The organism is Bhargavaea cecembensis (assembly GCF_000826125.2).
In the GTDB taxonomy this organism is placed as follows: Bacteria; Bacillota; Bacilli; order Bacillales_A; family Planococcaceae; genus Bhargavaea; species Bhargavaea cecembensis_B.
The window spans coordinates 304,908-319,265 of the sequence record NZ_LN651372.1 but is presented as its reverse complement, the minus strand read 5'-3'; the positions used below and the strand labels follow the sequence as shown (position 1 = coordinate 319,265).

The 14,358-nt window shown below is 58.2% G+C and carries 8 protein-coding genes; all 8 read left to right on the top strand.

Features of this window, described 5'->3' with window-relative positions:
- Positions 1–95 precede the first annotated feature (95 nt).
- The 8 genes from BN1189_RS04410 (at position 96) to tuf (ending at position 13,581) form a co-directional block, all read left to right on the top strand.
- Positions 96–698, top strand: a complete 603-nt coding sequence (locus tag BN1189_RS04410) for a class I SAM-dependent methyltransferase (RefSeq protein ID WP_040225908.1) — start codon at positions 96–98, stop codon at positions 696–698.
- Positions 699–956: 258 nt separating this feature from the next.
- On the top strand, positions 957–4,502 hold the full coding sequence (gene rpoB, locus BN1189_RS04405; RefSeq protein ID WP_040225906.1) for a DNA-directed RNA polymerase subunit beta: 3,546 nt from the start codon (positions 957–959) through the stop codon (positions 4,500–4,502).
- 102 nt (positions 4,503–4,604) lie between these two features.
- On the top strand, positions 4,605–8,210 hold the full coding sequence (gene rpoC, locus BN1189_RS04400) for a DNA-directed RNA polymerase subunit beta' (RefSeq protein WP_040225904.1): 3,606 nt from the start codon (positions 4,605–4,607) through the stop codon (positions 8,208–8,210).
- 651 nt (positions 8,211–8,861) lie between these two features.
- Positions 8,862–9,107, top strand: a complete 246-nt coding sequence (locus BN1189_RS04395) for a ribosomal L7Ae/L30e/S12e/Gadd45 family protein (RefSeq protein WP_040225903.1) — start codon at positions 8,862–8,864, stop codon at positions 9,105–9,107.
- 98 nt (positions 9,108–9,205) lie between these two features.
- On the top strand, positions 9,206–9,625 hold the full coding sequence (gene rpsL / locus BN1189_RS04390) for a 30S ribosomal protein S12 (protein ID WP_040225901.1): 420 nt from the start codon (positions 9,206–9,208) through the stop codon (positions 9,623–9,625).
- Positions 9,626–9,675: 50 nt separating this feature from the next.
- Entirely contained in the window at positions 9,676–10,146 is a 471-nt protein-coding gene (gene rpsG / locus BN1189_RS04385) for a 30S ribosomal protein S7 (RefSeq protein ID WP_040225899.1), read from the top strand.
- Between the two features lie 51 nt (positions 10,147–10,197).
- Positions 10,198–12,276, top strand: a complete 2,079-nt coding sequence (fusA, locus tag BN1189_RS04380) for an elongation factor G (RefSeq protein ID WP_040225897.1) — start codon at positions 10,198–10,200, stop codon at positions 12,274–12,276.
- Positions 12,277–12,393: 117 nt separating this feature from the next.
- On the top strand, positions 12,394–13,581 hold the full coding sequence (tuf, locus tag BN1189_RS04375) for an elongation factor Tu (protein WP_040225895.1): 1,188 nt from the start codon (positions 12,394–12,396) through the stop codon (positions 13,579–13,581).
- The last annotated feature ends 777 nt before the right edge of the window (positions 13,582–14,358 follow it).

Genomic DNA, 14,358 nt, shown 5'->3' with positions numbered 1-14,358 from the left:
CGGGGATCCGTTGAATTCCGTTCCGGGCATCCGCCTGCAACGGAGATCGGCGGATTCACTTATTCGTCTTATACCACCGACCAGGAGGGATCGGGATGAGCGATCATTATTATTCGAGGGATCCTCACGCGGAATCGGCGCCGAAACAGTGGAAGACGGAACTCAGGGGGATGCCGCTCACGTTCAAGACGGACGCAGGCGTGTTCAGCAAGGGCGATGTGGACTTCGGCTCGAGGCTCCTGATCGAGACGTTCACGGAACCGGCGGTAGGCGGCCCGCTGCTCGACATCGGATGCGGCTACGGCCCGGTCGGACTGGCTGCGGCCAGGTCGTTCCCGGACCGGACCGTCCATATGGTCGACGTGAACAGCCGGGCGCTTTCCCTGGCACGTGAAAATGCCGGCGCGAACGGCGCCGGCAATGTCGAGATCTATGAGAGTGACGCAGGAGCGGACGTCCGCGGCGGGGGCTTTGCCGCCGTGTTGACCAACCCGCCGATCCGCGCCGGCAAGGACACTGTCTTCAGGGTCTACGAAGATGCCTTCCGGCTGCTTGCCCCGGGCGGCGAACTGTGGGTGGTCATCCAGAAAAAGCAAGGGGCCCCGTCGACGGAGGCGAAGCTCCTGGAACTGTTCGGAAACGTGGAAACGGCAGCCAAAAAGAAGGGTTACCATATTTTCAGGTCGGTGAAACATTGACTTGACAAAAATGCTGTGATAGTATAGTAAAATGCACAATTATGTTGAGGTCGTATGCCCTTTTTGGCAGCAATGCCGGGACGGCGGTGGTATAGATCCGCCTGTTCTTAGGGGATACTTGACCGGAATGGAATAAGCCTGGTGAAACCGAAAATGAGTTCTTCCTTGATCTCGTTTTCTTTTTGTCTTTTCGGATATCATACATCATTTTCCGGCATCCGCAAAGACCTATTATCGCTTTAATGAGGGGTGAATCAGTTGACAGGTCAACTAGTTCAGTACGGTCAACATCGTCAGCGCAGGAGTTTTGCGCGCATCAAAGAGGTGCTCGAGCTCCCCAACCTGATCGAAATCCAGACGAAGTCCTACGATTGGTTCCTCGAGGAAGGGCTGCGAGATATGTTCCGCGACATCTCGCCGATCGAGGATTTCACGGGGAATCTCTCCCTCGAGTTTGTCGACTACAGCCTCGGAGAGCCGAAATACCCTGTCGGCGAATCAAAAGAGCGTGACGTGACATTCGCCGCGCCGCTGCGCGTCAAAGTGCGCCTCCACAACAAGGAGACTGAAGAAGTGAAGGAACAGGACGTCTTCATGGGCGATTTCCCGCTCATGACGGAAAACGGGACCTTCATCATCAACGGGGCAGAGCGCGTCATCGTCTCCCAGCTCGTCCGCTCACCGAGCGTTTACTTCCACGACAAGACGGATAAGAACGGGAAGCGCGGTTTCGGCGCGACCGTCATCCCGAACCGGGGTGCCTGGCTGGAGTATGAGACGGACGCGAAGGACATCGTCCACGTCCGCATCGACCGCACGAGGAAACTCCCGGTCACGGTCCTTCTCCGCGCGCTCGGATTCGGTTCCGACCAGGAGATCATCGACCTGATCGGCGACAATGAGTTCCTCCAGAACACCCTGGAGAAAGACAATACCGACAGCACGGAAAAGGCGCTTCTTGAGATTTACGAACGCCTCCGCCCGGGCGAGCCGCCGACCGTGGAGAGCGCGAAGAACCTGCTTTACTCCCGCTTCTTCGATCCAAAGCGGTATGACCTCGCCAACGTCGGCCGTTATAAGATGAACAAGAAACTGAACATCAAGGACCGCCTCTTCAACCAGACGCTCGCGGAAACGCTGGCAGATCCGGAAACGGGCGAGATCCTTGCCGAAAAAGGAACCATCATCGACCGGCGCGTTCTCGACAAGCTCACCCCTTATCTCGAGAACGGCACCGGCTTCAAGACGCTCTCTTCGGTGAACGGGGTCCTGGACGGAGACATCGTCATCCAGTCCATCAAGATCTATGCGCCGAACAGCGAAGATGAAAAAGAGATCACCGTGATCGGCAACGCGGGAATCGAGGAAGAAGTGAAGCATGTGACACCGGCGGACATCATCGCGTCGGTCAGCTATTTCTTCAACCTCCTTTACCAGGTCGGCATCACGGATGACATCGACCACCTCGGCAACCGCCGCCTCCGCTCTGTCGGGGAACTGCTCCAGAACCAGTTCCGGATCGGTCTTTCCCGTATGGAACGCGTCGTGCGCGAGCGGATGTCGATCAATGATACACAGTCTATTGTGCCTCAGCAGCTCATCAATATCCGCCCGGTCATCGCGTCCATCAAGGAATTCTTCGGAAGCTCCCAGCTTTCGCAGTTCATGGACCAGACGAACCCGCTGGCGGAACTGACGCACAAGCGCCGCCTGTCCGCGCTCGGACCTGGCGGGCTCACCCGGGAACGTGCCGGCATGGAAGTGCGGGATGTCCACTACTCCCACTACGGCCGGATGTGCCCGATCGAGACGCCGGAAGGCCCGAACATCGGTCTCATCAACTCGCTCTCGACTTATGCGAAAGTGAATAAATTCGGCTTCATCGAGACGCCTTATCGACGCGTTGACCCGGAAACGGGCATCGTGACGGACCGGATCGACTACCTCACTGCCGATGAGGAGGACAACTATGTCGTCGCCCAGGCGAACGCGCCGCTCGATGACGACCTCCGATTCGTCAATGAAGAAGTCGTCGGCCGCTTCCGCGGTGACAACTCCGTATTCAAACGCGAGACGATCGACTATATGGACGTCTCTCCGAAGCAGGTCGTCTCGGCCGCGACGGCATGTATCCCGTTCCTTGAAAACGATGACTCGAACCGTGCGCTCATGGGCGCGAACATGCAGCGCCAGGCCGTTCCGCTCCTCAATCCGGAAGCGCCGTTCGTCGGCACCGGGATGGAATACGTGGATGCACGCGACTCGGGTGCCGCGATCGTTTCGAAGCACCACGGCATCGTGGAGCATGTCGAGGCAAAAGAGATCCGCGTCCGCCGCATCGAGGAAGTCGACGGCAAGGAAGTCAAGGGCGACCTTGACGTCTACAAGCTCGAGAAGTTCATCCGGTCCAACCAGGGAACTTCCTACAACCAGCGCCCGATCGTCAAGGTCGGCGACCGCGTCGCTCCGCTCGATGTGCTCGGCGACGGCCCGTCCATGGACAAGGGCGAACTTGCCCTCGGCCGCAACGTCCTCGTCGCCTTCATGACATGGAACGGCTTCAACTATGAGGATGCCGTCATCATGAGTGAGCGCCTCGTGAAGGACGATGTCTACACGTCCGTCCATATCGAGGAATATGAATCCGACTCCCGCGATACGAAACTCGGGCCGGAAGAAATCACCCGGGACATTCCGAACGTCGGCGAGGACGCCCTGCGCAACCTCGACGAGCGCGGAATCATCCGGGTCGGTGCGGAAGTCCGCGACGGCGATATCCTCGTCGGGAAGGTCACCCCTAAGGGCGTCACCGAACTGACGGCGGAAGAACGCCTCCTCCACGCCATCTTCGGCGAGAAGGCGCGCGAAGTCCGCGATACCTCGCTCCGTGTTCCGCACGGCGCAGGCGGCATCGTCCTCGATGTCAAAGTGTTCAACCGCGAAGACGGCGATGAACTCGCACCGGGCGTCAACCAGCTCGTGCGCGTCTACATCGTCCAGAAGCGGAAAATCTCCGTCGGCGACAAAATGGCAGGACGGCACGGGAACAAAGGGGTCATCTCCCGGATCCTTCCGGAAGAGGACATGCCGTTCATGCCGGACGGCACCCCTGTCGACATCATGCTCAACCCGCTCGGCGTACCGTCCCGGATGAACATCGGGCAGGTGCTCGAACTTCACCTCGGGATGGCGGCCCGCTCCCTCGGTCTCCACATGGCCACACCGGTCTTCGACGGCGCGAACGAAGAAGACGTCTGGGAGACGATGGAAGAGGCCGGCATGGACCGCACCGGGAAGACGATGCTGTACGACGGCCGCTCAGGCGAGCCGTTCGACAACAAAGTGACGGTCGGCGTCATGTACATGATCAAACTGGCCCACATGGTCGACGACAAGCTCCACGCCCGCTCCACGGGCCCTTACTCCCTCGTCACTCAACAGCCGCTCGGCGGGAAAGCCCAGTTCGGCGGCCAGCGTTTCGGGGAGATGGAAGTATGGGCGCTTGAGGCGTACGGCGCAGCCTACACACTCCAGGAGATCCTGACGGTGAAATCCGATGACGTCGTCGGACGCGTCAAGACGTACGAATCGATCGTCAAAGGGGAGAGCATTCCGGAACCGGGAATCCCTGAGTCGTTCAAGGTCCTCATCAAGGAACTCCAGTCGCTCGGCCTCGATGTGAAGATGCTGACGGAAGACTATGAGGAAATTGATCTGCGCGACCTCGACGAAGACGACGATCTGCAGCCGACGGATGCGCTGAACATCCTGCCGGCAGAGCAAGAGCCGATCGGAGCCGAGTAATTTCCTTGGGATGAAGAAGGCGGCGGGGCAGACTGCACCGCGCCGCCGCATGATGATGAACGGAGAGCCTGTTCAGACTGAGACTAAAGGGAGGTAGGCTCCTTGATAGATGTAAACAATTTTGAGTATATGAAAATCGGCCTCGCCTCGCCGGACAAGATCCGCTCATGGTCGTTCGGCGAAGTGAAAAAGCCGGAAACGATCAACTACCGGACGCTGAAGCCGGAGAAGGACGGCCTGTTCTGCGAACGGATCTTCGGACCGACGAAAGACTGGGAGTGCCACTGCGGGAAGTACAAGCGCGTCCGCTACAAAGGCGTCGTCTGCGACCGCTGCGGCGTTGAAGTGACACGCTCGAAAGTCCGCCGCGAACGGATGGGCCATATTGAGCTCGCCGCTCCGGTATCCCACATCTGGTACTTCAAAGGCATCCCGAGCCGCATGGGGCTCCTGCTCGACATGTCCCCGCGCTCGCTCGAGGAAGTCATCTACTTTGCTTCCTATGTTGTCGTCGAACCGGCCGACACGGGCCTTGACCGCAAACAGCTCCTGTCCGAGCGGGAATACCGCGCATACCGGGAGAAGTTCGGCAACAAGTTCTCGGCGCTCATGGGAGCCGAGGCGATCGAGAAGCTGCTCAAGCAGATCGACCTCGACAAAGAGATGCACGACCTGAAAGAAGAACTGAAATCCGCCCAGGGGCAGCGCCGCACGCGTGCGATCAAGCGCCTGGAAGTCGTGGAATCATTCCGCCACTCGGGCAACCGCCCGGAATGGATGATCCTTGAAGTGCTGCCCGTCATCCCGCCGGAACTCCGGCCGATGGTCCAGCTGGACGGCGGACGCTTCGCGACTTCCGACCTGAACGACCTGTACCGCCGGGTCATCAACCGGAACAACCGGCTCAAGCGCCTGCTTGACCTCGGTGCGCCGGGAATCATCGTCCAGAACGAGAAGCGGATGCTCCAGGAGGCCGTCGATGCCCTCATCGACAACGGCCGCCGCGGACGTCCGGTCACGGGTCCGGGGAACCGTCCGCTGAAATCCCTCTCGCATATGCTGAAAGGGAAGCAGGGCCGTTTCCGTCAGAACCTCCTCGGGAAGCGGGTCGACTATTCCGGCCGTTCCGTTATCGTCGTCGGGCCGAACCTGAAAATGTACCAGTGCGGCCTGCCGCGTGAAATGGCGATCGAGCTGTTCAAGCCGTTCGTCATGAAGGAACTCGTCGAGCGCGGCCTCGCCCACAACATCAAGAGTGCGAAGCGCAAGATCGAACGGCTCCACTCCGATGTATGGGATGTGCTGGAGGAAGTCATCAAGGAACATCCGGTCCTCCTGAACCGCGCACCGACGCTTCACCGCCTCGGGATCCAGGCGTTCGAGCCGACGCTCGTCGAAGGCCGGGCCATCCGTCTGCACCCGCTCGTCTGTACGGCATACAACGCCGACTTCGACGGTGACCAGATGGCGGTCCACGTGCCGCTGTCCGCAGAGGCGCAGGCCGAAGCACGGCTGCTCATGCTTGCGGCGCAGAACATCCTGAACCCGAAAGACGGGAAGCCTGTCGTTACGCCTTCCCAGGACATGGTCCTCGGGAACTACTACCTGACGCTCGAGCGCAAAGGCGCTTCGGGCGAGGGCATGATGTTCAGCGACCCTGACGAAGTGATGGTCGCCTACCGGACGGGTTACGTGCACCTGCACTCCCGCATCGCCATCAGAGCCGCGTCGCTCCATAACCCGACGTTCACCGAGAAGCAGAACCGCCAGCTTCTCATGACAACGGTCGGCAAGGTCATCTTCAACGAGATCCTGCCGGAGTCGTTCCCGTACATCAATGAACCGACCAATCATAACCTGCAGGTCGAAACGCCTGAGAAGTACTTCATCGACCCGACGGAAGACGTGAAGGCGAAGATCGCGGAAGCGGAACTCGTCCAGCCGTTCAAGAAGAAAATCCTCGGAAACATCATCGCGGAGATCTTCAAGCGGTTCCACATCACCGAAACGTCGAAGATGCTCGACCGGATGAAGGACCTCGGCTTCAAGCATTCGACCCGCGCAGGCATTACGATCGGCATCTCCGACATCGTCGTCCTGCCGAACAAAGGGGAAATCCTCCAGGAGGCACAGGACAAGGTCGACAAGGTCACGAAGCAGTTCCGCCGCGGCCTGATCACCGAGGAAGAGCGCTACGACCGCGTCATCTCATACTGGAGCCAGGCGAAGGACACCATCCAGTCCCAGCTCATGGAGTCCCTCGACAACCAGAACCCGATCTTCATGATGAGTGACTCGGGAGCACGGGGTAACGCCTCGAACTTCACGCAGCTCGCCGGGATGCGGGGCCTCATGGCCAACCCGGCCGGCCGCATCATCGAGCTCCCGATCAAGTCTTCGTTCCGTGAGGGCCTGACCGTCCTCGAGTACTTCATCTCGACGCACGGTGCCCGTAAAGGTCTCGCCGACACGGCGCTGAAGACGGCCGACTCGGGTTACCTTACCCGCCGGCTCGTCGACGTCGCCCAGGACGTCATCGTCCGCGAAGACGACTGCGGCACCGACCGCGGCCTGGAAGTCTTTGCTCTCACCGAAGGCACCGAGATCATCGAAGCCCTCGATGAGCGGATCATCGGCCGCCACGCGAAGAAGACGATCCGCCATCCGGAAACGGGTGACGTGATCGTCGAACGCGACGGCCTCATCACGGAAGACCTGGCCCGCGCCATCATGGACGCCGGCATCGAGTCCGTGACGATCCGTTCCGCCTTCACGTGCAACACGAAACACGGCATCTGCAAGAAGTGCTACGGCATGAACCTCGCGACCGGCGAAGCGGTCGAAGTCGGCGAAGCGGTCGGCATCATCGCCGCCCAGTCGATCGGGGAGCCGGGCACGCAGCTGACGATGCGTACGTTCCACACCGGCGGAGTTGCCGGCGACGACATCACCCAGGGTCTTCCGCGGATCCAGGAGATCTTCGAAGCCCGGAATCCGAAAGGGCAGGCGGTCATTTCCGAAATCGATGGTGTCATCACCGAGATCGACGAAATCCGTGAAGGCCAGAAGGAGATCACCGTCAAAGGCGACGTCGAAACACGCAAGTACACGCCGCCTTATAACTCGCGTCTCCGCTTTGCCCTGAACGACACCGTCCACCGCGGGGATGCGCTCACCGAAGGGTCGATCGATCCGAAAGAGCTCATCGTCGTCAAAGACGTCTCGACCGTCCAGGAATACCTGCTGAAGGAAGTCCAGAAGGTCTACCGGATGCAGGGCGTTGAGATCAGCGATAAGCACGTCGAAGTGATGGTCCGCCAGATGATGCGCAAAGTCCGCGTCATCGAGGCCGGCGACACCGACCTTCTGCCGGGCACGCTGCTCGACATCCACCAGTTTGCCGAAGCGAACGCGGAAGCGCTCCTCGCAGGCAGACTGCCGGCCACGAGCCGTCCGGTCATCCTCGGGATCACGAAAGCCTCCCTCGAGACCGAATCGTTCCTCTCCGCCGCATCGTTCCAGGAAACGACACGCGTCCTGACCGATGCCGCCATCAAAGGCAAGATGGACGAACTTCTCGGCCTCAAGGAGAACGTCATCATCGGGAAACTCGTCCCGGCCGGCACCGGCATGCAACGCTACCGCCAGACCCGGATCGAGCACGAAGCCATGGACGCAGCCGCCGAAGAACCGGCAACTGCCGAATAATCATACGAAACATCCCGGAAGCCGCCTGGCTTCCGGGATGTTTTTTCGTGTGCGCGATGGAGCGGCTGATATCGGAGTATGGGAGTGGGAATCGGAGTATGGGAGTGGAAATCGGAGTATGGGAGTGGAAATCGGAGTATGGGGCCGAAAATCGGAGTATGGGAGTAAAAATCGGAGTATGGAGCCGGAAATCGGAGTATGGGAGTAAAAATCGGAGTATGGAGCCGAAAATCGGAGTATGGGAGTAAAAATCGGAGCATGGAGCTGGAAATCGGAGCATGGGAGTAAAAATCGTCTTCCGATTACACTCGGCCTCGCTCCGATGACACTCGACCGTCCTCCGCTCACACTCGACTGTCCTCCGATTACACTCACCTCATCTTGGACTGATGGCTCACGCAATATCTTGGAACATGCTCTACGCCGGATCAAGGGATCCGACACTCCCCGTCAAAACGAGAACGCAGGCAGAGACGCCCGCGGGTCCTGATGATCGGCGCGCCGCATCCGGACAACAGGCGGCACGGCCCTTCTTTTTCAAAATAAAAAAAGCCCGTCGGATTCCGTACGGCTATGTGTTGACAGACGGCGCGGCAGGTGATAATATATTCAAGGTTGAGAGTTGACTTTCTGTTCCTTGGAGGAAATGGCATGTCTCATGGACAAGCGAATCGGGAGAAGACGATCATCGGGATCAAACAAACGGTGAAAGCGATCCGGACGGGGAAGGTGCGGGAGATCATCCTGGCATCGGATGCGGACGGGCGGCTGCTCGGCGATCTGCTCGTGCTTGCACGGGAGAACGGGGTACCGGTCCGCTATGCGGGCACGAGGCGTGAACTCGGCCTGGCACACGGGATCGACGTCGGAGCATCGGTCGTAGCGATCACTGAATGACAGTTTTTGCGCATAAAACGCAAAGACTTTGTTTTTACCCCAAAAATGAACCACCTGGATGTGTGGTATTACAAAGAAGTGAAGGGAGGACCCTATCGATGCCTACAATTAACCAACTGGTCCGCAATCCGCGCAAATCGAAAGCGACCAAGTCGAAATCTCCGGCACTCGGGAAAGGTTACAACAGCTACAAGAAAACGACGACAGACGTCAATTCTCCGCAAAAACGCGGTGTCTGCACGCGTGTCGGCACGATGACGCCGAAGAAGCCAAACTCGGCGCTTCGTAAATACGCACGTGTCCGCCTGACGAACACGATCGAAGTCAACGCCTACATTCCGGGCGAAGGCCACAACCTTCAGGAACACAGCGTTGTCCTCATCCGCGGCGGCCGTGTGAAAGACCTTCCGGGTGTCCGCTACCATATCGTACGCGGCGCCCTCGATACAGCCGGCGTTCAAGGCCGTATGCAAAGCCGTTCCCACTACGGCGCGAAGAAACCGAAAGAAAAGAAATAATCCAAACCGGGCACCATTGAGTGCCTGACAGTCCGAAAGGAGGAACACACATGCCTCGTAAAGGTCCAGTTGCAAAACGTGACGTGTTGCCGGATCCAATGTACAACTCGAAGCTCGTGACACGTCTGATCAATAAAATGATGGTGGATGGCAAGAAAGGGACTTCCCAGCAAATTCTCTACGGTGCGTTCGACCTTATCCGCGAACGTTCCGGCAAAGAGCCGCTTGAAGTCTTCGAAGCCGCCCTGGAAAACATCATGCCAGTCCTCGAAGTGCGTGCCCGCCGTGTCGGTGGCGCGAACTACCAGGTACCGGTTGAAGTCCGCCCGGATCGCCGTGTGACACTCGGCCTCCGCTACCTCGTCAACTACTCCCGCCTCCGCGGCGAGAAGACGATGGAAGAGCGCCTGGCGAACGAGATCCTCGACGCGTCCAACAACACGGGTGCTTCCGTGAAACGCCGCGAAGATCTCCACAAGATGGCGGAAGCGAACAAAGCGTTCGCCCACTACCGCTGGTAAGATCGAGCCGAAGATCACTCTATTCCGACATAACAGGAGGAGAAACACATTATGGCTAGAGAATTCTCCTTGGAGAACACTCGTAACATCGGGATCATGGCCCACATCGACGCCGGTAAGACGACGACGACTGAGCGGATCCTCTATTATACGGGCCGTATCCATAAACTCGGGGAAACGCACGAAGGCGCATCCCAAATGGACTGGATGGAGCAGGAACAAGAGCGCGGCATCACGATTACATCGGCCGCTACGACTGCTGCATGGAAAGGCTACCGCGTCAACATCATCGACACACCGGGACACGTCGACTTCACGGTTGAAGTTGAACGTTCCCTCCGCGTGCTCGACGGTGCGGTAACCGTCCTTGACGCCCAGTCCGGCGTTGAACCACAGACTGAAACGGTATGGCGCCAGGCTACAACTTATGGCGTACCGCGTATCGTGTTCGTCAACAAGATGGACAAGACGGGTGCAGACTTCCTGTACTCCGTCAAGACGCTGCATGACCGCCTCCAGGCGAATGCGCATCCGATCCAGCTTCCAATCGGCGCGGAAGATGACTTCCGCGGCATCATCGACCTCGTCGAGATGAAGGCGACGATGTACGGCAACGACCTCGGCACCGAGATCGAAGTCGGCGAAATTCCTGCCGAGTATGCCGACCAGGCGGAAGAATACCGTGAAAAACTCGTTGAGGCCGTTGCGGAACTCGATGAGGAACTCATGGAGAAATACCTCGGCGGGGAAGAGATTTCCGTCGAAGAACTCAAGGCCGGCATCCGGAAGGCAACGCTCGCCGTTGAATTCTACCCGGTCGTCTGCGGTACGGCATTCAAGAACAAAGGTGTCCAGCTCGTCCTCGACGCAGTTGTCGACTACCTGCCGTCGCCGCTCGACATCCCGTCCATCCAGGGGATCGACCCTGACACGGGCGAAGCGATGGAACGCCATGCCGATGACTCCGAGCCGTTCTCCGCGCTCGCATTCAAAGTCATGACCGACCCGTTCGTCGGTAAGCTGACGTTCTTCCGTGTGTACTCCGGGATCCTCCAGTCCGGTTCTTACGTACAGAACTCGACGAAAGGCAAGCGCGAACGCGTTGGCCGGATCCTCCAGATGCACGCGAACTCCCGTCAGGAAATTGCCGAAGTGCATGCAGGCGAAATCGCCGCTGCCGTCGGTCTGAAAGACACGGGCACAGGAGACACGCTCTGCGATGAAAAAGAGCTCGTCATCCTCGAGTCCATGGAATTCCCTGAGCCGGTCATCTCGGTCGCCATCGAGCCGAAGACAAAAGGCGACCAGGACAAAATGGGTACGGCGCTTGCGAAACTGCAGGAAGAAGACCCGACATTCCGTGCCCATACCGACCAGGAAACTGGCGAAGTCATCATCGCGGGCATGGGTGAGCTGCACCTCGACATCATCGTTGACCGTCTCCGCCGTGAGTTCAAGGTCGAAGCGAACGTCGGTGCGCCTCAGGTATCTTACCGTGAGACGTTCCGCAAGTCCGCTGAAGTCGAAGGGAAATTCGTACGCCAGTCCGGCGGCCGCGGTCAGTTCGGCCACGTCTGGATCGAATTCTCCCCGAACGAAGAAGGCGCGGGCATCGAATTCGAGAACGGCATCGTCGGCGGTGTCGTCCCTCGTGAATACGTACCGGCAGTCGAAGCCGGCGTAAGAGATGCCCTCGAAAACGGCGTCATTGCCGGCTACCAGGTCATCGACGTCAAGGCCCGTCTCTTCGACGGTTCCTACCACGATGTCGACTCCAGCGAAATGGCGTTCAAGATCGCCGCTTCCATGGCCGTCAAGAACGCTGCAGCGAAAGTCAACCCGGTACTTCTTGAGCCGATGATGAAAGTTGAAGTCGTCATCCCTGAAGAGTACATGGGCGACATCATGGGCGACATCACATCCCGCCGCGGTCGCGTGGAAGGGATGGAAGCTCGCGGAAACGCGCAGACCGTCCGTGCAATGGTTCCTCTTTCCCAGATGTTCGGATATGCGACATCGCTCCGTTCGAACACACAGGGCCGCGGTACATTCTCGATGGTGTTCGATCACTACGAGGAAGTTCCGAAGTCCATCGCTGAAGAAATTCAGAAAAAAAATAAAGGCGAATAATTGAATTTCGCTCTTGAATCCAGTATAACTAACGTATAAGATATGGAAGATGGGGGAGTACGGCTTCCCCGAATTCCATATACAAAATCATCTCTTATTTTTAAGGAGGATTTCCTAATGGCTAAAGAAAAATTCGACCGCTCCAAGGAGCACGCTAACATCGGTACAATCGGTCACGTTGACCATGGTAAAACAACACTGACTGCTGCAATCGCGACAGTACTCGCGAAGAAAGGCGGCGGCACGGCAGCATCTTACGCTGACGTCGACAACGCTCCTGAAGAAAAAGAGCGCGGGATCACAATCAACACTTCCCACATCGAGTACGAAACAGACAAGCGCCACTACGCGCACGTCGACTGCCCTGGGCACGCTGACTATGTCAAGAACATGATCACTGGCGCAGCTCAAATGGACGGCGGGATCCTCGTTGTATCCGCAGCTGACGGCCCAATGCCACAAACTCGCGAGCACATCCTCCTGTCCCGTCAGGTAGGCGTTCCTTACCTCGTCGTATTCCTCAACAAGTGCGACATGGTTGACGACGAAGAACTCCTCGAACTCGTTGAAATGGAAGTCCGTGACCTCCTCTCCGAGTACGAATTCCCTGGCGATGACGTTCCTGTCATCAAAGGTTCCGCTCTCAAAGCCCTCGAAGGCGACGAAGCATGGGAAGAGAAGATCGTTGAACTCATGGACGCTGTCGATGAGTACATCCCAACACCACCACGTGACACTGACAAGCCATTCATGATGCCTGTCGAGGACGTATTCTCGATCACAGGCCGCGGTACGGTTGCAACCGGCCGTGTAGAGCGTGGACAAGTCAAAGTCGGCGACACTGTTGAAATCGTTGGTCTTGCTGAAGAAGCAAAATCGACTACAGTCACAGGCGTTGAAATGTTCCGTAAGCTCCTCGACTACGCTGAAGCAGGCGACAACATCGGCGCGCTTCTCCGTGGTGTTGCACGTGAAGACATCCAGCGCGGCCAAGTACTTGCAAAGCCGGGCACAATCACTCCGCACACGACGTTCTCTGCTGAAGTTTACGTCCTGTCGAAAGAAGAAGGTGGCCGTCACACGCCATTCTTCTCCAACTACCGCCCACAGTTCTACTTCCGTACAACGGACGTAACTGGCGTCATCACGCTCCCAGAAGGCACAGAAATGGTTATGCCTGGGGACAACATCGAAATGAACGTTGAGCTCATCTCCCCGATCGCGATCGAAGAAGGCACGAAGTTCTCGATCCGTGAAGGCGGCCGTACGGTCGGCGCTGGCGTCGTTTCCACAATCACGAAGTAATTCACTCCATCTTGAAATACCGGGAACCGGAAGCCGCCTGATCAGCGGCCCCGCGCCCCTGCGCTGTCCAGACGTGGACAGCTGCCCCTCCGCCCAGACGTGGGCCGGAGGGGTTTTTTTGTGCTTCTCTCCCCTTATGGAGCGTGGGGACGGATGCGGGCACCTTCGGAAACCGCGGCTGCATCTCGCTACCGTGAAAATCGCCGACGTGCCTTTGAAAATCCGTGGAAGGAAAACGCGCCTTTGAAAAGTGCCGACGCGCCTTCGAATCCGCGGCACGCGCCTTCAAAAATCGCCGGCCGCATCTCGCTACCGCGAAAACCGTCAACGCGCCTTTGAAAATCCGCGGAAGGAAAACGTGCTTCTGAAAAGTGCCGACGCGCCTTCGAAACCGCGGCACGCGCCTTCAAAAATCGCCGGCCGCATCTCGCTACCGCGAAAACCGTCAACGCGCCTTTGAAAATCCTCGGAAGGAAAACGCGCCTTTGAAAAGTACCGACGCGCCTTCGAATCCGCGGCACGCGCCTTCAAAAATCCTCGGCCACACATCGCTACCGCGAAAACCGTCAACGCGCTTTTGAAAATCCTCGGAGGGAAAACGTGCTTCTGAAAAGTGCCGACGTGCCTTCGAATCTGCGGCACGCGCCTTCAAAAATCGCCGGCCATATATCGCTACCGCGAAAACCTCCCACGCGCCTTTAAAAATCCGCGGAAGGAAAACGTGCTTCTGAAAAGTGCCGACGCGCCTTCGGATCCGCGGCACGCGCCTTCAAAAAT

What these genes read in the sequence shown, in the direction of transcription:
- fusA (WP_040225897.1), top strand. Translation starts at nt 10,198, where the DNA reads ATGGCTAGAGAATTCTCCTTGGAGAACACTCGTAACATCGGGATCATG.
- BN1189_RS04410 (WP_040225908.1), top strand. Translation starts at nt 96, where the DNA reads ATGAGCGATCATTATTATTCGAGGGATCCTCACGCGGAATCGGCGCCG.
- tuf (WP_040225895.1), top strand. Translation starts at nt 12,394, where the DNA reads ATGGCTAAAGAAAAATTCGACCGCTCCAAGGAGCACGCTAACATCGGT.
- rpsG (WP_040225899.1), top strand. Translation starts at nt 9,676, where the DNA reads ATGCCTCGTAAAGGTCCAGTTGCAAAACGTGACGTGTTGCCGGATCCA.
- rpsL (WP_040225901.1), top strand. Translation starts at nt 9,206, where the DNA reads ATGCCTACAATTAACCAACTGGTCCGCAATCCGCGCAAATCGAAAGCG.
- BN1189_RS04395 (WP_040225903.1), top strand. Translation starts at nt 8,862, where the DNA reads ATGTCTCATGGACAAGCGAATCGGGAGAAGACGATCATCGGGATCAAA.